The sequence below is a fragment of the Niallia circulans NBRC 13626 genome (assembly GCF_001591585.1).
GTDB lineage: Bacteria > Bacillota > Bacilli > Bacillales > Cytobacillaceae > Niallia > Niallia circulans.
Map to the genome: position 1 here is coordinate 1 of NZ_BCVE01000029.1, position 19,726 is coordinate 19,726.

At 32.9% G+C, this 19,726-nt stretch carries 30 protein-coding genes; 20 read left to right on the forward strand and 10 right to left on the reverse strand.

All coding sequences use genetic code 11. The annotated features are described in order from the left end of the window. Positions 1-141 precede the first annotated feature (141 nt). From BCI01S_RS22390 to BCI01S_RS22410, 5 genes are all read right to left on the reverse strand, one after another. Entirely contained in the window at positions 142-900 is a 759-nt protein-coding gene (locus tag BCI01S_RS22390) for a hypothetical protein (RefSeq protein WP_061801132.1), read from the reverse strand. Then, the gene (locus BCI01S_RS22395; protein WP_061801133.1) at positions 893-1,297 is read right to left on the reverse strand and encodes a hypothetical protein; all 405 of its coding nucleotides are present in this window, start codon (positions 1,295-1,297) and stop codon (positions 893-895) included. Before BCI01S_RS22395 ends, BCI01S_RS22390 begins: the two co-directional genes overlap by 8 nt. Next, positions 1,230-2,441, reverse strand: a complete 1,212-nt coding sequence (locus BCI01S_RS22400) for a hypothetical protein (RefSeq protein ID WP_061801134.1) — start codon at positions 2,439-2,441, stop codon at positions 1,230-1,232. Before BCI01S_RS22400 ends, BCI01S_RS22395 begins: the two co-directional genes overlap by 68 nt. Positions 2,442-2,506: 65 nt before the next feature. Beyond that, positions 2,507-3,085, reverse strand: coding sequence for an ImmA/IrrE family metallo-endopeptidase (locus BCI01S_RS22405; protein ID WP_061801135.1), 579 nt, complete (start codon positions 3,083-3,085; stop codon positions 2,507-2,509). Between the two features lie 166 nt (positions 3,086-3,251). Next, positions 3,252-3,665 (reverse strand): helix-turn-helix domain-containing protein, encoded by a 414-nt coding sequence (locus BCI01S_RS22410; RefSeq protein WP_047944054.1) that lies wholly within the window; start codon positions 3,663-3,665, stop codon positions 3,252-3,254. A gap of 159 nt (positions 3,666-3,824) precedes the next feature. Here BCI01S_RS22410 and BCI01S_RS22415 point away from each other — a divergent pair, with 159 nt between their 5' ends. After that, the gene (locus BCI01S_RS22415) at positions 3,825-4,013 is read left to right on the forward strand and encodes a helix-turn-helix transcriptional regulator (RefSeq protein ID WP_047944055.1); all 189 of its coding nucleotides are present in this window, start codon (positions 3,825-3,827) and stop codon (positions 4,011-4,013) included. A gap of 321 nt (positions 4,014-4,334) precedes the next feature. Here BCI01S_RS22415 and BCI01S_RS22420 read toward each other — a convergent pair whose 3' ends face one another. Continuing rightward, positions 4,335-4,610 (reverse strand): hypothetical protein, encoded by a 276-nt coding sequence (locus BCI01S_RS22420; RefSeq protein WP_061801136.1) that lies wholly within the window; start codon positions 4,608-4,610, stop codon positions 4,335-4,337. 285 nt (positions 4,611-4,895) lie between these two features. Here BCI01S_RS22420 and BCI01S_RS22430 point away from each other — a divergent pair, with 285 nt between their 5' ends. The 12 genes from BCI01S_RS22430 to BCI01S_RS22480 all read left to right on the forward strand — a co-directional run bounded on the left by BCI01S_RS22430 (position 4,896) and on the right by BCI01S_RS22480 (position 12,555). Then, positions 4,896-5,597, forward strand: coding sequence for an ORF6N domain-containing protein (locus BCI01S_RS22430; RefSeq protein ID WP_061801137.1), 702 nt, complete (start codon positions 4,896-4,898; stop codon positions 5,595-5,597). 48 nt (positions 5,598-5,645) lie between these two features. Next, positions 5,646-6,275, forward strand: coding sequence for a helix-turn-helix domain-containing protein (locus tag BCI01S_RS22435; RefSeq protein WP_061801138.1), 630 nt, complete (start codon positions 5,646-5,648; stop codon positions 6,273-6,275). 2 nt (positions 6,276-6,277) lie between these two features. Next, on the forward strand, positions 6,278-6,541 hold the full coding sequence (locus BCI01S_RS22440; protein WP_061801139.1) for a hypothetical protein: 264 nt from the start codon (positions 6,278-6,280) through the stop codon (positions 6,539-6,541). Between the two features lie 13 nt (positions 6,542-6,554). Beyond that, complete coding sequence (locus tag BCI01S_RS25700; protein ID WP_167555745.1) at positions 6,555-6,710, forward strand: hypothetical protein; 156 nt, start codon at positions 6,555-6,557, stop codon at positions 6,708-6,710. 206 nt (positions 6,711-6,916) lie between these two features. After that, positions 6,917-7,129, forward strand: coding sequence for a YqaI family protein (locus tag BCI01S_RS22445; protein ID WP_061801140.1), 213 nt, complete (start codon positions 6,917-6,919; stop codon positions 7,127-7,129). A 103-nt stretch (positions 7,130-7,232) separates the two neighbouring features. Further along, positions 7,233-8,180, forward strand: coding sequence for a YqaJ viral recombinase family nuclease (locus BCI01S_RS22450; RefSeq protein ID WP_061801141.1), 948 nt, complete (start codon positions 7,233-7,235; stop codon positions 8,178-8,180). Then, positions 8,180-9,058 (forward strand): recombinase RecT, encoded by an 879-nt coding sequence (locus tag BCI01S_RS22455; protein WP_061801142.1) that lies wholly within the window; start codon positions 8,180-8,182, stop codon positions 9,056-9,058. Before BCI01S_RS22450 ends, BCI01S_RS22455 begins: the two co-directional genes overlap by 1 nt. Before the next feature lie 179 nt (positions 9,059-9,237). Further along, complete coding sequence (locus tag BCI01S_RS22460; RefSeq protein ID WP_053215775.1) at positions 9,238-9,696, forward strand: HNH endonuclease; 459 nt, start codon at positions 9,238-9,240, stop codon at positions 9,694-9,696. A 4-nt stretch (positions 9,697-9,700) separates the two neighbouring features. After that, on the forward strand, positions 9,701-10,546 hold the full coding sequence (locus BCI01S_RS22465; RefSeq protein WP_061801143.1) for a DnaD domain-containing protein: 846 nt from the start codon (positions 9,701-9,703) through the stop codon (positions 10,544-10,546). Between the two features lie 19 nt (positions 10,547-10,565). Continuing rightward, positions 10,566-11,069, forward strand: a complete 504-nt coding sequence (locus BCI01S_RS22470; protein ID WP_082810126.1) for a DUF1064 domain-containing protein — start codon at positions 10,566-10,568, stop codon at positions 11,067-11,069. A 53-nt stretch (positions 11,070-11,122) separates the two neighbouring features. Then, positions 11,123-11,680, forward strand: a complete 558-nt coding sequence (locus tag BCI01S_RS22475; protein ID WP_061801144.1) for a hypothetical protein — start codon at positions 11,123-11,125, stop codon at positions 11,678-11,680. A 101-nt stretch (positions 11,681-11,781) separates the two neighbouring features. Beyond that, entirely contained in the window at positions 11,782-12,555 is a 774-nt protein-coding gene (locus BCI01S_RS22480) for a DNA-methyltransferase (RefSeq protein WP_047944068.1), read from the forward strand. 98 nt (positions 12,556-12,653) lie between these two features. On the opposite strand, the gene BCI01S_RS22485 is transcribed toward BCI01S_RS22480, so the two are convergent. After that, a complete protein-coding gene (locus BCI01S_RS22485; protein WP_047944069.1) occupies positions 12,654-13,055 on the reverse strand; it encodes a VOC family protein in 402 nt (133 codons plus the stop codon). Between the two features lie 213 nt (positions 13,056-13,268). On the opposite strand from BCI01S_RS22485, the gene BCI01S_RS22490 reads away from it, so the two are divergent. Then, complete coding sequence (locus BCI01S_RS22490) at positions 13,269-14,075, forward strand: DNA adenine methylase (protein ID WP_061801145.1); 807 nt, start codon at positions 13,269-13,271, stop codon at positions 14,073-14,075. A gap of 12 nt (positions 14,076-14,087) precedes the next feature. Then, positions 14,088-14,450: a hypothetical protein gene (locus BCI01S_RS22495; protein WP_047944072.1), complete on the forward strand. Its 363-nt coding sequence runs from the start codon at positions 14,088-14,090 to the stop codon at positions 14,448-14,450. An 83-nt stretch (positions 14,451-14,533) separates the two neighbouring features. Here the strand turns inward: BCI01S_RS22495 and BCI01S_RS25705 are convergent, their stop codons facing one another. Both BCI01S_RS25705 and BCI01S_RS22500 read right to left on the reverse strand, forming a co-directional pair. Further along, complete coding sequence (locus BCI01S_RS25705) at positions 14,534-14,695, reverse strand: hypothetical protein (RefSeq protein ID WP_162837593.1); 162 nt, start codon at positions 14,693-14,695, stop codon at positions 14,534-14,536. Positions 14,696-14,976: 281 nt separating this feature from the next. Continuing rightward, complete coding sequence (locus tag BCI01S_RS22500) at positions 14,977-15,360, reverse strand: VOC family protein (RefSeq protein ID WP_047944073.1); 384 nt, start codon at positions 15,358-15,360, stop codon at positions 14,977-14,979. 130 nt (positions 15,361-15,490) lie between these two features. Here BCI01S_RS22500 and BCI01S_RS22505 point away from each other — a divergent pair, with 130 nt between their 5' ends. The 3 genes from BCI01S_RS22505 (at position 15,491) to BCI01S_RS22515 (ending at position 17,960) form a co-directional block, all read left to right on the forward strand. Then, positions 15,491-15,880: a hypothetical protein gene (locus BCI01S_RS22505; RefSeq protein WP_047944074.1), complete on the forward strand. Its 390-nt coding sequence runs from the start codon at positions 15,491-15,493 to the stop codon at positions 15,878-15,880. A gap of 24 nt (positions 15,881-15,904) precedes the next feature. Then, on the forward strand, positions 15,905-16,447 hold the full coding sequence (locus BCI01S_RS22510) for a hypothetical protein (protein WP_047944075.1): 543 nt from the start codon (positions 15,905-15,907) through the stop codon (positions 16,445-16,447). 931 nt (positions 16,448-17,378) lie between these two features. Beyond that, entirely contained in the window at positions 17,379-17,960 is a 582-nt protein-coding gene (locus BCI01S_RS22515) for a DUF6944 family repetitive protein (protein ID WP_047944076.1), read from the forward strand. Between the two features lie 142 nt (positions 17,961-18,102). On the opposite strand, the gene BCI01S_RS22520 is transcribed toward BCI01S_RS22515, so the two are convergent. Continuing rightward, positions 18,103-18,570 carry a hypothetical protein gene (locus BCI01S_RS22520; RefSeq protein WP_047944077.1) on the reverse strand — a complete coding sequence of 156 codons (468 nt, stop codon included), beginning with the start codon at positions 18,568-18,570 and terminating at the stop codon, positions 18,103-18,105. Positions 18,571-18,736: 166 nt separating this feature from the next. Here BCI01S_RS22520 and BCI01S_RS22525 point away from each other — a divergent pair, with 166 nt between their 5' ends. Together BCI01S_RS22525 and BCI01S_RS22530 are read left to right on the forward strand one after the other, a co-directional pair. Next, positions 18,737-18,937 (forward strand): XtrA/YqaO family protein, encoded by a 201-nt coding sequence (locus tag BCI01S_RS22525; protein ID WP_047944078.1) that lies wholly within the window; start codon positions 18,737-18,739, stop codon positions 18,935-18,937. Continuing rightward, complete coding sequence (locus BCI01S_RS22530) at positions 18,934-19,680, forward strand: peptide arginase family protein (RefSeq protein WP_061801146.1); 747 nt, start codon at positions 18,934-18,936, stop codon at positions 19,678-19,680. The genes BCI01S_RS22525 and BCI01S_RS22530 overlap by 4 nt, the downstream gene beginning before the upstream one ends. Positions 19,681-19,726 lie beyond the last annotated feature (46 nt).

Sequence of the window (19,726 nt, forward strand, 5' to 3'; positions counted from 1 at the left end):
CTTCATTACAATAGGGGAGTGCGAGTTATTTTTTTATTTAAGTAATTGTCTTACTCTGTTTGAGCATAATTAAATTAATAAAGAAAATTGTTCTTTTTTTAAATAAATAAAATGTCCATATATTGGACATTTTTGAGGGAATCATAAATTTAGTTCACCATATTTACTCTCAATTTGTTTTTGCCCTAGCTCGAATGCAGCTTGATTAATAATACCTTTTTGATGTAATTCCGATAAAGAGTTAAATAATCTTTCATTATAGGGAAGTTTATAACTATCATCTGTATTACAATCATCAAGTTCATCAATAACTTGGTCAAACTTTTGTTTTAACAATGAATAAAAATTTTTTTCTTTTAAAGTAGATAATTCAGTTATCGTAAACCCGATGATTATTCTATTATATTGATTCCAAAGAGCCAGTTTCCTTCTTTTTCCTTCGGCATTTACCCAAAGAGTTTTACCTTTACTAAATGTTTTATAGGAAGAAAAGACACCTAGTCTTGATTTATTATCTCTTAATAGTTCATCCAAATTACTTACTTCTCTTGGAGATATTGATTTTTTATGGTTTTTTGACTCTCCAATTAATCTAATACCAATATTATCTTTTATAAATGAAGGAGTAACCCCATCAATAAACTCTAAAATATGGTCAATTTGATTATCGGATTTTCTTACATTATGATAAACTCTGATATGTTTAAAACGGCTATAAATATACGTCATTAAGTGTTCTAAACTATTTCCTTTTTCCATTTTGCTCCCTGATTCAAAAGATGAAATAACATTATCAATTAATTTATCAAATTTAGAATACTCTTCCTTAGGAATTGGTAACCAGACTTTATCATCAGGGGAATAATCTGTATATTCATTATATAAAATTGTATCAGTCATTATTTATCACCTTCTTATATGGAATGTCCTTTTTTACAAAAGAAACTCTTATATTAGAAGTAAGTAAATTAGCATCACAGAGAGGGCAACAATCATTGTTCCTAATAAAGTCTAATAATTCATTTTCAGAAGTAAAGTCGAATGCATGAACCATATCAGGGTCTTCATTATCACAATAAATAATAAATCTAACGTCTAATAAATCTCTAAAAGATAATTCTGAAAGTAATTGGTTTACTTTTTTTAGCTCTAATCTTGTGATTCTAGATAAATATCTTGGTGAAATAGATTGATTAGGCATTAATGTATCTAGATGTTCACTTATCTGATTAAGCTTCTTCTGTGGTATTAGTAAATTCTTCTCCTGATTTATATTTTTTAAGCTGACGAAGTACATTGTCAACAATCTCCTTTTCAGTCAACGCTTTACTAATTCTTTTTAATGAGTAATAAGCGTTTTCCTTGACAATTTTATAAGGGAATTCCCTTCCATTGTGGATGTAAGTAATTCCTATGGAGGCTATATCAGCATTTTCAATCATCTTTTTAACTATCTCATAGGAATCTGCATAATCCAATGCTTTACCTCGTGCATTTGCTCTAAATGATGTTACACCTTTTCCAGACTCATTAAAAAAAATTTTAAATACTGTTTCTTTTTCAATAATACCATAGGTTGCAATTAGTTGGCGCTCGTATAATTCTATTATTTCTTTTTTTATTCTATTCGTATTGGAATTTAATTGAAGCATTTCTTCACCATCTGCAATTAGGGTAGTAATTGTTGTTAATGTTTTTTCTTTAAACAAGTTTAATTTTTTAGTAATTATAGGATTATTATGGTCAAAATATTCCTCAGTTATATCAAATAATGCATCAATTATCCAATCAGGATTGGCAGAGTTAAAAGGGATTAATTGCTTCTTAAAGTATTTAATGAATTGTAAAGAGACTTCATCCATCTCTTTTTTCTTTTTAATGCCATTTAAAGAGTATAGATTGCTGATTGGAGGCATTGATAAAACAAACTGCTTAGTAGTATAGTCAATTGTTATATAAGCTAAAAAGATATCCTTAGTAAAGTTTGGAACATCATTCTTTATTTTTTGCTGAATTACGAAGCAAGGAGAAACAAGAGTGAGAACTAATTGCTCATCATAAACTTTTACATTTGTTAATTCTATATCTGTAAGATTCTCGATATTTATATCAAAAATATTAGTTTTTATTTTTTCGGCTTTTTCTATAATTTTCTCCTTGTTATACTTTTCAAATATAGAAATATTATCGGGCTCATAAACAAATAGTGTATTATTAGATTCTAAATATACTTCATTTAACCAATTTATGAAATAATTAAACTCTATTTCTTCCATCATTAAACCATGTAGAACATTCTCTCTAAATTGTATTAAGTTTTGTCCACCTTTAATTTGATAGAGATTTCTTATTTTGCTTAATTCATGATTTTGTGCCTTATCTAAGAAAGGGTAAATATTTTTTTGTTGCGAATCACTTAATTCAGTAAAACGTTCAACCATAGATAGTCCTCCAACCTAAATAATAATTAAGTTTATTTATACTTCTTGTTAATTTAAACAGAGACTTAGAACATCTCCAAACTCCACAATCTCTCTTTTATCTGAACAAACCCATCTACCTTATGTTGATAAATCAACTCCAACCGATAGTGTGCAAATTCCTCTGTCACAAGGAAGTGATCCGCAATGTCAGAAATCAGGATTGGTTCATTGATGGCTGTTTTGTATAATTCCTTTAAGAATTTATTCGGCATAAGCAGATAGGCAGCCATCCTTTTCGCCTGGTGTTCTTGTTTGTTGCGAATATGCTCATCAGTTAATAGCTGTGAAGAATAGTGGGAATAGCAATGACAAAACTCTTCTGCAAGAAGAAGTCTTTTTTCAATAGGATCAAGCTCTGGCCGAATGAAGATGGTGCCGCGTCTACCCACAGAGTCAGGAATAGCGTAGGATTTTAGATGTTTGATAGACTCATAATCAAAATTAGGGTCAAAGAAGTTAACGTCTAATGGTTTGATATTGACTCCATATCGCCAGCAAATATCGTACATATCAATTTCATCTGGTTGTAGGTAGTTAAAATGTGAAAGGACTATATTTGCTTTTTTCTCCCATCTATCTGTGGTTGTCTTGATTTGTTGCATTGTCTAACTCCTAAAGTAGATGTTTTCATAGTTAAAATTAATTTTGGAAGGAAGTTGAAGGAGTATTTTGAAAAGATACGTATATAGACCTGTTTCCTATAAATCCAAAATTAGTGCTTAATTACCATATAGATGTTAAAAATATACACGATTACAAGTAATCGTGTTATTCATCATCTAGTTCTCCAAATCCATATCCCTTTTTCTCATCATCATCTTCTTTTAGAAACATATCTCTAGCTTTCTGTAATCTGATGAGTTCTTTAATTTTCTTTTCTGGATCTTTAGCAAGGTCATGGAAAAGGATAGGGTGTTTCTTCAGTTCTTCGAAAATTTTATATTCTTCTTCAGTAAGGTTAATCTGCTGACCTGCAATAGTTATATTATTATGTCCTGAAATTAGATAATCGGTAGTTACCTCGAAAAATTTAGATATTTTTAATAAGGTATCATAATCAGGTTGACGGTTTCCTTGTTCATACATAGCGTATGTAGTTCTACCTACACCAATAATTTTAGCAACATCTTCTTGTCTTAATTTGGCTTTTTTTCTTAATGATTCGAGCCTTTTACCAAGCATGTATTTTCCTTTCCCTTCCATACTTTTATTTTATTATAACGTCACAAAATGTGACTTGAAAAGTTTTTCTGCAAAATGTGTAATTTTATATTTACAAGTCACATAATGTGTAGTATATTTTAGTTACACATTATGTGACATGGAGAGAGGAGGCGGTTTATGAGACAGTGGTTAATTGATTTAAGAGTTAAGAAAGACTTAACTCAATCGGAGGTCGCTAAACAAGCCGAAATAGCAAGATCAACTTATGCAATGATAGAGTCGGGAGATAGAAATGCATCAGTAACTGTTGCCAAAAAAATCTCTCAGGCTTTAGATTTCGACTGGATAATTTTTTTTGAAGATTAATGTCACGAAGTGTGTATTTTTATTTAGAGGTGGTGACGATTTGAACCAAAAGATAGAACAAATTAGACAGCAGGTAACTCAAGTCAGAATAGGAGGCGATTCCCATAAGTAAACAAAATACCAGCATCTACAAAATTTCAAATTTAGAAGAACTTCAACAGTTAATTCAGTTAGCGGCTGATCAACTAGAAGAAGTTCTAAAAACAATGACTTGCTTAGAGTCATTTGAAATTGTCTTGGAATTAGTTACACCACACAAAGATGCTGCTGAAAAAGAAGTTAGTATACTGCCTGTTTTAGTGGATGTAAAGAAATTAGATTTTAGTCAGATTGGGAAAGAATTTCGTCAACGTTTGCAAGAAGAAAACGATGATATTCATTCAAAATTTCAAGATTAGCCATAGTCGACGTTAGGAAAAATTCTTTAAAAACAAATTGTAAGTTTTCATTAATTGTTAAATCAAGCTTACCATCATCAGATTTATCAATTAACGCCTGCTTAAAACTTTCAGCGTGTTTGTTAATAAGATCTTCTGAACAAAAATTTGTAAAGTAGTGTAGAAAATCTTGAAAACTCAATTGATTATTATTATCCAACTTCTCCACCTCCTTCCAGTGTCAAAATTCGACAAGGAAGTGGAAAATCCTTCTATTGTTTCAAAGCGTTAATGGGCTTTAACAAATGAATAATGTGAAATTTTCAGACTGTAATTTTAAAAATATAACAAAAGGTAGTAAGAAAGGTGGTACCAAAGTGAAAGTAACAGTCATAAAGGGCCCCAATTATAAATTAGCAGAGAGGGAAGCCCACAAAATAATTTACCGAATTATCAGCGATAAACTAAAAAAGGAATCCTTAAAAACTAACAAGGAGGCCATGTAATGAATCAATTAGAACCAACTATTCTAAATGGAAAAAGAGTTTTAACTACTGTTCAATTAGCTGAAGCTTATAGAACTGAACCAAGAATTATTAATAATAATTTCGGGCGTAATATCAGCAGATACAAGGCAGAGAAACATTACTTCCTTCTAGAAGGAACAGATTTAAAAGAATTTAAAAGGAATCATCAATTTGATGAATCGTTAAACAGAGTAAACAAACTTTATCTATGGACTGAAAAAGGGGCATGGCTTCATGCAAAGTCACTCAATACTGATCAGGCATGGGATGCCTATGAAATGTTAGTTGATGAGTACTATACCATTCAGGAAAATGTTGTTCCATTATCAAAAGACCAAGCACTTGTGACTGTATTACGAACTACAGCAGATTTGGTTGAGGGGCATGAGTCCATAATTAAAGAACAACATGAAATTCGAAAATTAATTAGTCAAGTAGATCAGAAGGTAGACGAACAAATAACCTTAGATTATGGAGAGCAACGAAGACTTCAAAAAGGTGTGGCAACCAAAGTATATGAAGTCTGTGATGACCCTCAATTGCGGCCAAAATTATTTAGAGAACTTTACCGAGAAATAAAGGATCGTTTTGGCGTCGCTAGTTATAAAGATGTAAAACGAAAAGAATTACAGGCAGCTTTACGCTATATCGAAAATTGGATACCTAGAAAAGTATCTTAACCTATTAATATTGTATTCTTGAAAACTAAATAGATGGAGGCGAACAGAGTGGCGAACACTTTGAGCAAAACAAGACTTTACTCTCCTTCAGCGATAGGAGATATCTTAAGAATTTCAAGAGAGCGGGCACGTCAAGAGGAACAACGCACGAAAAAGTATATGGCCGAAGCCCTTGGAATTACAGTTGAAAGATTAACAAGAATGGAGCAAGGAACATCGCAAGTTCCCTTTGAAATTGCCCAAGAATGGTGCTCCATTCTAAAAGATTATACGGCATTGAAAAAAATCAAGCATATATACGGACTAGCATTACCGCCAGTAGATCCATGGCTTCTGCAATCAATTCCTAATCAATTAACTAATTTTATTCAACAAGCTACTGGTGCAATCGAAGCAGCTAAGAAATTACTACATATGAGTAAACAACTAAGATTCAACGATCCCATTTCAGAGTCTATGAGGCATGACATGCTTAAATATGCGGAAGAAGTTCTAGACGTCCAACAAGCATCTGACTGTGTACTAGCTGCACTTCGGATAAATTGGGATCTAGATTACGAAATCCTCGTAAAGAACTGGATTCAAGAAGCGATTGCTGACAGAGTCATCATTCCGTCTGTATCACAGTTTGAAACGATTAGAAAAGAAACATTTTTCCAGGAACGTGCAGGGAGGTAAATATGGAAATCAATCAATTCTTGGAGCAGGACAAGAAAAAAGTAATAGCAGAGCATAGAGCAGCTATGGCATGCCTTAGTATAAGTGAACATGCATTAATGCTTGGAGATTTAAAGAAAGCAGAAAGATATGCAATTGATTATATAAAGTCGGTACGTGAACTAAAGAGATTGGAGCAACGAAAAGTGGACCGGGAAAAACTAGTTGAAGTAACGGAAAGATTAAAAAGCCAAGGTATTCTATCTGCGATTGTAATGAAAATATAAGGAGGGTAACAAGATGAAATTTATCTTATCTGCAAGCAAATTAATGAAGGCTAGGGAAGTAAGTAAACTTTGTAGAGAAATGAAAGCTAATCCAGCTTTATTACTTGATATAGAGTTTCAATATCGTAAGAAAATCTATGATTTACAAAAAGAAAAAGCAGCTAGCTAAGCGGCAACTTAACTAACTGCACAATCTCAAACAATAGATTAGCTTTATTTTATCACTGTTAAAACAGTGTGGCAAGAACTCTTGTTCCTGCCATGATGAACAGGAAATTCAAATATCCCCCTCATTTGAAGATACTTTCCTGTTTGTCATGGTGTGAATAAGCACCACATTGATCTTTGATAACGTTATAGAAAGGAGGAATTAGATTGCTAGAACATCCACTAATTACACAAATCAATCAACTTGGTTACCCAGCAGAATTGGAAGAAGAAATAGAACATGCTGGATTAGATTATTACGGTGATGAAATTATTGAAGGGGATTCAGTGGCTGAATATAACGGAGAGACCATTCTGCAAAGTAATTTGCAGAGATACTTGAATGAAGAGTTTGGTTTTATCTTCAAAACAGCAGAATAAAAGCCCACTTGGCAGAGTGGGCTTAAGTAAAGCACATGTATTAAAACACTTACTTCTATAGTAAACAGATTCTATTAAAAAATCAATGTTGGAGGAATGTTTAATGGCAATTAATGAAAATGCAATTCCCTCGAAAGAAATGTCTCGGCATGATTGGTTATTAGCAAGAACAAAAGGTATAGGCGGAAGTGATGCAGGGATAATCTTAGGACTAAATAAATATCGTACTGCATTTGAATTATGGCTTGAAAAAACTGGACAAGTTGAGCCAGCTGAAATCAGTAACGAGGCAATTTACTGGGGAAATGAAATGGAAAATGTGGTTGCTAAAGAGTTTGAAAAAAGAACAGAGAAGAAGGTACGTCGCTCCAACTATATGTACAGTCATCCAGATTATCCATATATTATGGCTAACTTAGATCGCATGGTTGTTGGAGAATCCGCCATTTTAGAATGTAAAACAGCTTCAGCATATCTTGCTAAGGAGTGGGAAGCAGATGAAATTCCAGCAACTTATCTAGTTCAGGTCCAACACTATCTTGGAGTAACTGGAAAAGAAAAAGGATACATTGCTGTTTTAGTTGGCGGTAACAAGTTCATATGGAAAGAAATAGAGCGTGATGAAGAACTTATCAATATGATTTTTGAAGCAGAAAAGCATTTTTGGGAGTACCACGTACAGCAAGGTAATCCACCAGAACTTGATGGTTCGAGTGCAGCTGAACAGTATTTAAAAGAAAAATACGATAAAGCGGAGAAAGATAAAGAAATTATTCTTCCAGCAGATTATAGATCTTTACTTGAACAATATGAAAAGATTAAATCAGATGAAAAGCTGGTTAAAACAGCAAAGACTGAAATTGAAAACAAAATAAAAGCTGAGTTAAAAGATGCTGAAACAGGTATAGTTGATAGCTACATCGTTTCTTGGAAGAATCAAGTTCAAAACAGAGTGGATACTAAGACACTTAAAGAGAAGTACCCAGATGTTTATAAGAATGTGTTGAAACCTTCTTCCTTCCGTAAATTCGCAGTGAAGGAGGCTAAATAATGGCTACTAATCAAGCGCTAAAGAACCAGTTAGCAAATAAACAAAGTGGAACACCACAGCAAGTATCAGCACAAAATTTAGGGTTGAAATCCTTGCTAAATACACCGACCATGCAAAAGAAATTTGAACAAGTTCTTTCAAAAAAAGCACCACAGTTTATGGCTTCTATTTTGAACTTATATAACGGAGATCCAGGGCTTCAAGCTGCAGAACCAATGTCTATTATCTCGAGTGCAATGGTTGCTGCATCATTAGACTTACCAGTGGACAAGAACCTCGGTTATGCATGGATTGTTCCTTTCTACGACTCAAAAAAAGGAGTGAAAGCAGCACAGTTTCAATTAGGATACAAAGGCTATATCCAATTGGCCCTTAGAACAGGTCAATATAAGAATATTAACGTTAGTCCTATATATGAAGGTGAGTTAAAGCGTTGGAACAGAATTACGGAGGAAATGGAGCTAGACCTAGACGGAAAGGTTAGTGAGAAAGTAATCGGTTATTGCGGATTTTTTAAACTAACAAACGGCTTCGAAAAGACAGTCTATTGGACAAGAGATGAAGTAGAAGCTCATCGTATTAAGCACAATAAGATGAAGGATAAGAAGGCTATGAATAACGTATGGAAGTCTGATTATGATGCAATGGCCATGAAAACGGTAGTGAGAAATATGCTAAGTAAATGGGGAATTCTTTCTGTTGAAATGCAGAAGGCTGTTTCAGAAGACGAAAATGAAGAACGTGAATTAAAGGATATAACAGATGAAGTAGAAGAATCAACAATAGATGATAATGCAAACATTATTGATTATGAAATAGATAATGAATCAAAAGAAGAAAAGCCTAGTTTTGATCAAGGAAGTATTGATTTTGAATGATAGGTAATAAAGTTCCCTATCGTGTGCTCTTGCCAGAAAGACTGTTTAAAGAAGCGCAGGATAGGGACCATTTAAAGACACTTGTCCTACTGTATATGCGACATTATCCAGATTATGTTGTGAAATCTGTTAGAGATGGTTTTGCGATATGTTATAGGAGATAGGAGGGGTTAAACAGCATGAACGGTCATTACAGAAAACAATTTCATGAATGGGCTACTAAGTTATCATTGAATGAAGTCCTTGAAGCATGCGAAATATGTGAGAAAGGTATTGAATGTGTATACTGCGATACCAATATAGATGTTTACTGCGTTTATTGGAAAAAACAAACTGATTATTACTGTATAAATTGTTTAAAAGAATTTCTAAATAATGAATTATCTCATGTTTCCACAGGTTTATTAAGAAAAAGGTTTTTAATATTCTCTCGAGATAATTTCAGGTGTGTATACTGTGGTCGAAATCCTAGAGAACATGATACCACTCTGGAAATTGAACATATTGTACCTAGGGCTAAAGGTGGTTCTGATGGAATAGCTAATTTGGTAACTGCTTGTAAAGAATGTAATGCGGGCAAGGGTGATTACTTACTAAATAAAAGACAGAAAGAAATAATACTGAATAAACGGGTGTGATCACGTGAACTATCTTAAAGAGTTGAAGGCTTTTAGGGATTGGTTGCTACTGAACGATCTTAACACAAGTGCAATTGCTTTATGGCATACATTAATGACCATAAACAATATGACTGGATGGAAAGAACGATTCAATGCTCCCAATTCAACAGTAGAGAAGCTAACTGGACTTTCAAAACAAGGTCTAGTAGACGCTCGAAAAAAGCTTATCGAAAATAATCTGATTGAATATGAGAAAGGTAAAAAAGGAAAAGCTCCTATTTATCAAATGAAATCATTATTGGTCAACTCATTTGACCTATATTATTACCAATCAGATGACCAATACACCGACCAATCAATATATCAATCTCCTAATCAGGACTTGACTATACCTAAACAGATACTTAAACCTATACAAAACAAAAACGAAACAAATACAGCTGCTGTTACTAAGCGTTCAAATTATTTTGATGAATACATGATCTGCTTTAGTGGACAACCTTCTCCAATACAGATTCAGGAGATAAATAGCTTTATAGACAAAGATGGTCTACAAGAAGAGGTAATTTGCTTAGCATTCCGTAAAGCTTCAGAGAATGGCGCCAAGTATCCTTATGCCAGGTCTATCTTAAACAGCTGGTCTAAAAAAGGAATACGAACTGCTGAGGATGTCCAAAAAGAGCAAGAACAATTTGAGGCTAATCGTCAGCAACAAGCTAGCCAAAGGAAAGGCTTTGCTCCTATACGAAAAGAAAAAATACCAGAGTATTGGGACAGTGGAAATTCTCACGAAGAGCAGCAAATGGATTCTGACGAATTAGAAAAACGAAGAATTGCACTACAAGAACGTATAAGAGCATTGAAGTGAGCCTGAAAGGAGCACCTATATGGCAAGAAATAAGTATGGCAATAAAAAGACAGTGGTAGATAATATCACCTTTGACAGCCAAGCCGAAGCTACATATTACTTGCAGCTCAAATGGCTATTACAAGCAAAACAAATCAAGTCTTTTAAATGCCAACCTAGATTCCTTCTTCAAGAAGCATATACCAAACCAGATGGAACGAAAGTCCGAAAGATTGAATATGTAGCAGATTTTGAGATTCATAACTTGGATGGATCCGTGGAAGTAATCGACATCAAAGGAGCAGAAACAAAAGAGTTTTTGCTTAAGAAAAAGATTTATGAATACAAGTTCGATATTCCACTAAAGGTACTGGCTTATGAGGAATCATTGGGCTTTATTGAGCTAGATAAACTAAAAAAACTAAGAAAGGGTGCTGTTAGTGGCAAGAAGAGTCGTAGTAACAAAAGCAGTCAGTCTCGATTGCGAAGTATTACAAGTCCTAACAGTATACGAGGAAGGATTAGGCAAACAAGAAGTACGTAAGGAAAATCCGTATAGCAAGCAACATGGGGTGCTATACCCAAGAGGTAAAAGATATGAATACAAGTGAAATGATCCAAGGAATATGCGTGGATACTGCCAATACAACAGTACTAATAGAGGGCCAAACATACTTTTTATTTCCTAATGGTCCTAACTACTTTTATGTATCGGTATTCCCAGATAGTAAAGCGCATAAGGGGTGTTACCAATCAAGGTATTTTCAAATCATAAAAAAGATTAAAGAAGAATGGCCAGCAGAACCGAAAGGACCATGTTTGGTAAGTGATTATGACAAAGAGAAGGTCTATAAAGCACAGCTGGTATGGAGGAAGCCAGGATATAGAGGAACGGAGCTAAAAGAGTATTTTATTCGTTTGAAAGTGGAGTATCCAGAACAGAAATTAAAGATTAGTTTGGTGGATAGCTGCTACTTCTATGATCAATACGAAAACGGACAATTCGAAGGTTTTAGAGGATGTTTTCCACTCCATTGGTTTGGAGAAATGGAGGAAGTACTAGACACTTATAACCAAGAGTTTAGTGAGAAGGAGCAAATAGTTGTCACAGAACCAGTTATAAATGGATATGAACAGTTATCCCTATTTGATTAAAAGAAGAGGGATTAATAGAATAAGAGACTTTAAAAGTCTCTCAAAGATAGAACAGGTGTTCGGATAATACCTATTATACATCTTTGAGAGGAGAAAAGAAAATGAGTTTAAAAGAAAACACTATTTATCAAATGGATTGCTTAGAAGGAATGAAGTCTATTCCTGATAATTCAATCGATCTTATTCTATGTGATCTTCCTTACGGAACGACACAATGTAATTGGGATAGCATTATTCCGTTTGAACCACTTTGGGAACAATACAAAAGGGTTATTAAAGAAAATGGTGCTATTGTTCTTACGGCGAGTCAACCGTTTACTACGGCATTAATTGCATCAAATATGAAGTGGTTTCGATACGAATGGATTTGGAAGAAAGGTAATCATATAACAGGATTTCCAAATGCAAACCGAATGCCATTGAAAAATCATGAAAATGTATGTGTATTTTATAAAAAATTACCAACGTATCATCCGCAGGGCTTAATACCAATACAGGCTAAGAAAGTGAAAAAAAGTCCTAAAATGAAAGTTCTAGGCGAACGAAATGCAACATTAACAAAATCACATTATGTAAGATACAAAAACTTTCCTAAGAGCGTTTTGGATTTTCCAAGAGATAGTAAAACCTTTCATCCCACTCAAAAACCTTTGTCGCTTTTTGAGTACATCGTTAAAACATACACAGATGAAGGGGAAATAGTTTTGGATAATTGTATGGGCGGATTTACAACGGCGGTAGCTTGTGACAATACAAATAGAAGATGGATAGGGTTTGAATTACAGAAAGAATATTGCGAGGTTGGGTTAGAACGCATCAATGAAAATAGAAAAAATCTGGGATTACCTATGGTAAAGATAGAAACACATATTTAATGATGGAGGCATATCAAGTGATTTTACCACTTGATATGCTTTGGAAAATACAGAGGATAAAGAAATAATATGAAATTCTAATATGATAAGCAGTTTATTTATTGCCCAGGATGCAAAACATTTGTTGCACCAAGTAAATTTCCGTCAGGATCTTGAAAACTAAAACCTCCATAGCCGTGGTTGGGATCAATATTTAATGTACCGACAAGTACGTCTTGCTCTTTAAGCCAACTATGAAACTCGGCTAATGAAGGAGTGAAGAAGTCGATTATGCTATGTACGTTTTCTGTAATTGTATTTTTGAATGATAGTTTGTTTAATTCTTCTGTTTCGACCAAGTAGATTGTTGGTACGCCTTTAGATTCAAATGTAAGCATAGCAGTAACACTATCTTGATAATGAACTTTTAAGTCAAAGATAGCTAAATACCAATCTAGTGATTTTTTTAGATTCGAAACCGGAATTTCCAAGGTTGCAACATGTGGTGTGAATTTACCCATTATAAGACCTCCTAAAATTAATCGTTATTTAATTATTAGCTAAAGAGATAAAATTTCCTTTATTTTATTCAAATAATATAAGAATTATTAAGTTTACTAGGTTCATTACGGATCACCATCACTAGTAGCAATGAGAGGAATAAAAGAATCTAGTTATACAAAATGTGAATTTGAAGAAGTTTAGTAATTTATGTGGGTTAGAAAGGAGTAAAAATGGTGATACCAAGAATTTTACATTATCCAGGTTCGAAATGGAGTATGGCCAGCTGGATAATTAGCCATATGCCTGAACATAAGACATACTTGGAACCTTTCTTTGGATCCGGAGCAGTGTTTTTTAATAAACCAAAATCAAGTATTGAAACAATAAATGATATGGATAGCAGTGTGGTTAATCTTTTTAAAGTCATAAGAGATAATCCGGAAAAGTTAGCCAAACTTATTGAATGGACACCTTTTTCAAGAGAAGAATATTATTCCTCCTATGAATTTGAGACAGGAAATGAACTCGAAGATGCAAGAAGATTCCTAGTTAGGTGCTGGCAAGCGATAGGAGCTAAAACAAGTGATAGAACAGGATGGAGAAGTCTTATTTCTTCAAATGGTCCAGATGTAGCAAAAGAATGGAGTAAACTTCCTGAAAAAATAATAATAGTTGCTAAACGTTTAAAGGAAGCACAAATTGAGCATCAACCAGCTGTAAAGTTGCTTGAAAGGTATCAGAGAAAAGAAGTTCTCATTTATGCAGATCCTCCTTATATATTGGAAACTCGAACTAAAAGACACTATAAACACGAAATGACAATAGAAGATCATATTGAGTTGTTAGATATATTAGACCAACATCCTGGTCCAGTTATTCTTTCGGGATATGCACATCAGGTTTATGATGAACGCTTAATTCATTGGCGAAGAGTAACTATGAAAGTATCTGCCGAAGCAGGAGCAAAAAGACAAGAAGTTTTATGGATAAATCCGATTGCAGCAGTACAAGGAAGTTTTCAAGAATCGTTATTTTAGGAGTGATCCTTTATGAGCATAACAAGCCTGTTAGATATGACAGTATGCTTGATGTGCAATGGACATGGGATGATTGGGAATAAGGTTTGTCAGAATTGTAAGGGTACTGGCGAACCACCTTTAAAATTTAAGCGTAAGAGACCTAAGAAAGAGGGTGTCATATTGATAGGAAAAAAGATTAAAGCAATAAAAATAATGAACGTTAGAGATATAGAAGACGAATCAATTCCACCGACAATTATAAAACCAAATGACATTGGCGTTATTAAAGGAGTAGACGATTATCCTAACGGAAAAGCATATGAAGTGAAAATTAATGGAGAAGATATTTTTATTTACGGGATTTCCAATAGATATTGGGAGATCATTGACTAATCTTTTTAATTCGAAACTTGTCCGCAGAAAGGAACAGGACTATATAAAAAGCCCACTTTTTATAAAGAAGGCTTTTAGAACAATTAATTAGTTGTTTTTTCTTTATGACTAAATTTGTTTTTAAAGTAAAGGTAGTCAACTTTGTGTTTTGTAGACATTAATTGAGAGGCCAATATCGCAGTATAAAAAGTTGTTAAAAGAATAGCTAATACACCAAGTCCTAAGGCAGAATTATTTTTTGACATAACGGTACACCTCCTTCTAAGTTTATCTTTTCTAAATTAGAAGAATTTATACGAAGGATAGTTAGTAATATTGGAAGCAGAAAGGAAGGGTGAAGGAAATTGATGATTCTTTTTAAAAAATATGTTTGGAATCCAATAAAAAAACACCAGAAACTTACTTATTTAGCACTTGCGCTATTGTTAATAGTGCCGCCATTAATTAGATTTTTAAGCAAATAAGATAACAACTGTGCAATAAGAAAAAGAGCAATGGTAGATAAATCTGACCATTGCATTAAGGTTTAACAATTGCAGATCATTAATACGTTTCCATCTAAATCTTCAAAGTTAAAATAGGCAAAATCACCAATGCGCTCTATTTCTCTGACAACTGTTATTCCTTTGTTTTTGACAAATTTATATGCTAGATCAATATCTTCGACAAAAAAATTAAATAAGACATGGCTTGAAGGTTTTAATGTGAAACTTGGATCGAAAGTGTGATCGTCTAAAGTAAGTCCAGTCTCAGTCGTAACAGGGATATTATAAACAGGAGATAAAACATCCTCTTTATTAAAGGGAAGTCCAAGAAGCTCGCTGTACCACTCTGCAGATTTTTCTAAGTCACTTACATGGATAAAAACATTATTTACCTTACAGGCAATTGGAGAACGGAGTGAATTCATTCATTTCATCCTTTACTTTTTATTTTTCTACTGTATTTAAATTAATTCAATAAATCGTAAGGAAATCCTTCAAAAATGATAAAAATTAATATCCGTAGTACGAAACTTATCCGCAGAAAGGAAGGGCGAAATGAAACAAAGAGTATTTGAAACAGTTAATGGCAAAGATTTGATTATTAAACACAGAAAATCAGCAGTTATTTTTGAAGTTGATTTACTTGAAGATGAAAAACCTAATTTTCAATTTCAATTCACAGAAGAAACCTTTAAAGAGTTTGTTGCTTATATTGAGTCTATTGCAAATGAAATATGGTCTAGTTTTATTCCTAAAGATGCTACAAGTGAGGCATCAGATTACTGGGAGTACTATGATAAAGAGTTTGATAACAATGGATACTTGAGAATTAGTGAAAAATACCTTGAGGTAGAAGGTCCTCATACTACGACAGGTCGATTATATCAGTTTAATAAGGCAAAAATGCAGAGTTTTATTTTTGATTTAAGAAAGTTAGTGTCCTAATAACTAAAGGAAGGGTGAAGGGAAATGGATGCTAACGGCAAAAGCAATGAGGAATTGATGGATCACATTATCAAAATTGCTTCTGAAACGGCAATTGATTATTACAAACAGAGAGAAAAAGAGCAAAAGAGAAAAAGGGTAGATCGTCGATTGCGAAATACTCGTCTCCTTCTTGCAAACTATAAAAATTTTAAAATTCACTGCGAGGAGAACATTGTGGAAATTGACCACTTGCTAGATCCTGACGATTTCGAGTTTTTGGATTATGGTGATTTGGTTATTGAGTCGATTGTTAAAAGTAAACAACGTACTATCGCCATGGTGTCTTACCTGGATCGCATGCTTGACGTGTATAAGGCTGTTGCGGAGACAGCGAACCGAAAGGAAGAGATTCGCCGCTATGACACCCTACTAAAGTACTATATTTTAGATCCGGCACTAAATTTTGAAGAAATAGCAAATGTCCAAAAAGTGAGTGTTAAGACTGTCAAACGAGATTTAGAAAATGCGGTTAAATCCTTGTCAGCATTGATTTTCGGTGTAGATAGTGTTCGATTCATCGAGTAGGAAAAAAAGTTTTCGATGTCCATTGACTGGGTTTTGATAAAATGGTAATATGATAACATAAAATAATTGTGAATACGCAAAAAAGGCATCTGATACCATGTGTACCAGGTGCCTTTTTTGCGTCTATGAGGTGATTTGATGAAGGCTACACCTAAGCAAAAACAGCCTAGAAAATCGAAAAAGCCAAAAGGAAAAACGGTTTTCTAGAATCGGATAATATTTCACTCTTCATCCTTTTTAAAGGATGAAGATTCAATAAGAGGATTAATTCAAATGATATTTTTTTATGAAATTAAATTAAGATTTTATCTCTTTATATTTGTATAAATGTACTTAACCATTTTCATTGTCTTTAATCCTAAAATAGTAATTATTAATGTATAGATTGTGGTTAAGACAATAGCATAATAACCTAGATGTGTTATATTACCAGATGGTTTTGCAAATTTCAAAGTGATTCATCCTTTCGAAAAAACTATTAGCTTGTATCCTTTTGGAGCATTCTTAGTATCTACTTTAGAAAGTAAATTATGTATTGGTTATCAGGAAATAATAATTGAGTAATTTTATGTTCACAAAGCAGTAAGAAAAGCATACGAATAGTTTTTATGAAGTGGTAATAAAAAGCGTTATAAGATATAGAAAAATTACTAAGGTTATTTCGGACTAGGGATAACCTTAGTGCAAATAGTTTGGGAGAACATTTTAATTAAGAATACAATTATAAAATAATATTGTAAATGCGAGAAAATTAATCTAATACCAATTTTTTTGTAATTAAAAAGATGAAGTGGACTTAATTAAAATATTGTCACAAAAGATGATTGTTAATACTAATGAGGTTACCTTATGAATGATCTGCTAAGTGAATATCAAATTAATTTGATGTGCATAAACTAATTATGATTAATCCAATTTTGGAAGGATGTAAATGAATAATAACTTACAAGAAATTATAGGATCTGTCATTTCTGCAATTGGTACAATACAAGCAGCTATTAGTAACACGCCTCAATTCAATCTAAATGAGATTGAAAGTTATGAATGGAAACTTGTGGGGAATGTTTTGCAAGCACTAGGAGGCAGTTTGTCTGCTGATGGTCAAGGTACGGAATCATTAGAAAAATTAGGTGATGAAATTGGAGCTGTAGGTAATTCAACTGTAGTAACGAGTTTGCTACTTTACAAAATGTGTAATACTATAACAGAGCAAAAATTAATTATAAGTGGTAGTTGGATTCAAGCATTAGGCAGTTTCGTAGGACTTATAGACGAATTTTTTGATAGTACAGATGAGGGAAGAATAGAGAACATAGTTGGTGGTTTTTTGCAAGGGATTGGGAATTCATTACAAGCAATTGGAGGGATTGAAGAATTAGATAATATAGGTAAGAAACAATATCAAAATATAGGGGTAATTGGTAGTTGGATTCAAGCGAGTGGGTCTGTTCTTTCGCTTATAGGACAAATTAAGGAAGAATTAGAAGAAATACGACAGAATATTAATGAATAGTATTTTTTTATTAATTGAAACAAATAATTTTTAGATTTTGGTAATTTTTTCTTCTTGGTGGGGCGAAACAGTTAATAATACATTCTGATTGCTGGATGATATATGAGGAGTCTCCCTCATATATCATCCAATTTTAATTAGTCTAGTTAATCTCTTTAGTAGGATAATTTTTATCTAATATTTTTTGGAATCCATAATTCAACATTGCATAAAGGTAAGCAGATAGGAAAAGGAATGTCTGATTGACTTTTTTTAATTTGTAAAATCCTAATTTTTCAAAAAAATGATTAAGAGGATATGCTAGGAGTAAATCCATAATACCATTTAATAATGCGTATAGCCAAAATTTCTTATATGTGTAATGAAAAATAATAATGTTTCCAACAAAATATGGTCCAAAAATGAATGTGAAGGCGCTATTTATTCTACCATGTACACCTCCCTTTACTTTCCACCAGTTGAATTTCACGGAAAGTAATGTTTCAACTAATAAGAAAATAGTTGAGAACAAAGTAACAGGCAAGAATTTAAAAAAAGATTTTTTGGGAATAAAAAAAATACTAGCCCATGAAACTGATAATATTAAAATTCTGATGATTAATTTTAACATAAACATACTCCTTTGGTAATGAATCATGATTAGTATTAGATTAAATTTAAAAAATATGTATAAAAAATGTGGGGATTTTTATTAAAACACTATATACTAGGAGATTTTATAAAAAATACTAAGCAAATGATGGGGAGTCTATCATTTGCTAAAGGAAGTGATCCTCATGAGACTTAAAGAATTAGAGATTAATACTAGTACAATGCGACTAGAAGTTGATATAATGGAACAAAAAGGAAGCTTTGCCATTGTTGTGTGTGATGGACGAGCTAAGCTTACTCAACTGCCGGAACATGGGGAGACAAAAATCATCACTCATCAAGGGAAGGTGAAGCGGGTTAAGTTTGATGAGGGGGAAGATTTTTGACACAAAGAATATTGGATATAGACATGGACTTTTTTCTAAATGAAATTGCTTACCATGTGAATGGAATGTCAAGATTAAATAGTACTGATTATATTCCTTGGAACGAAGATCGGTTTAGACGGTTTTTGGAAGAAAAATGTAATCTGAGTAAAGAAAATAAGATTGAAGGAAGAATTGTTACACACCATAATGAAGCATTCTATTTTATTGAAGAACTTATTGAGAAGCAATTAATCCAGACACCCATTGAATGGACCCATATAGATGCTCATTCAGATTTAGGTTTAGGAGATTCTGGGTGGTACTATATATCATCTGAATTAATGCATTATGATATACACAAAAGAATAAAATATGTTGAAAAAAACAAGATAAAACTATCGAACTATATGGCATTCCTATTAGCATTTGGCTGGTTATCAAAAGTGGATTTTGTACATCATGACAATTGGGATTTTGATGATTTCTTTAGTATATACTTGAAAAATTTTAATGATCAAAGTGGTTTCTTTGAATTTAAAACTTTTGAAAAGGGACTTGAAGCGGGATATTTAATTGAGAATGCAAGGAAATTAAAACCCGTTCAAAGTGATAGTGTAATTCCATTTGAAATACTTAGAGAAGATACTTTTCAAACAGATGAAAATTTTAATTATCTTATATTCTGCCAATCACCACAATACACACCAGAAAGTGCAGATTTTATGTTAAAAATAATTAAAGAATATATTATAGAGATATAAATAAAAGTTCTACCAGCCAACTGGAGGACACTGAACAAGCGGTTAA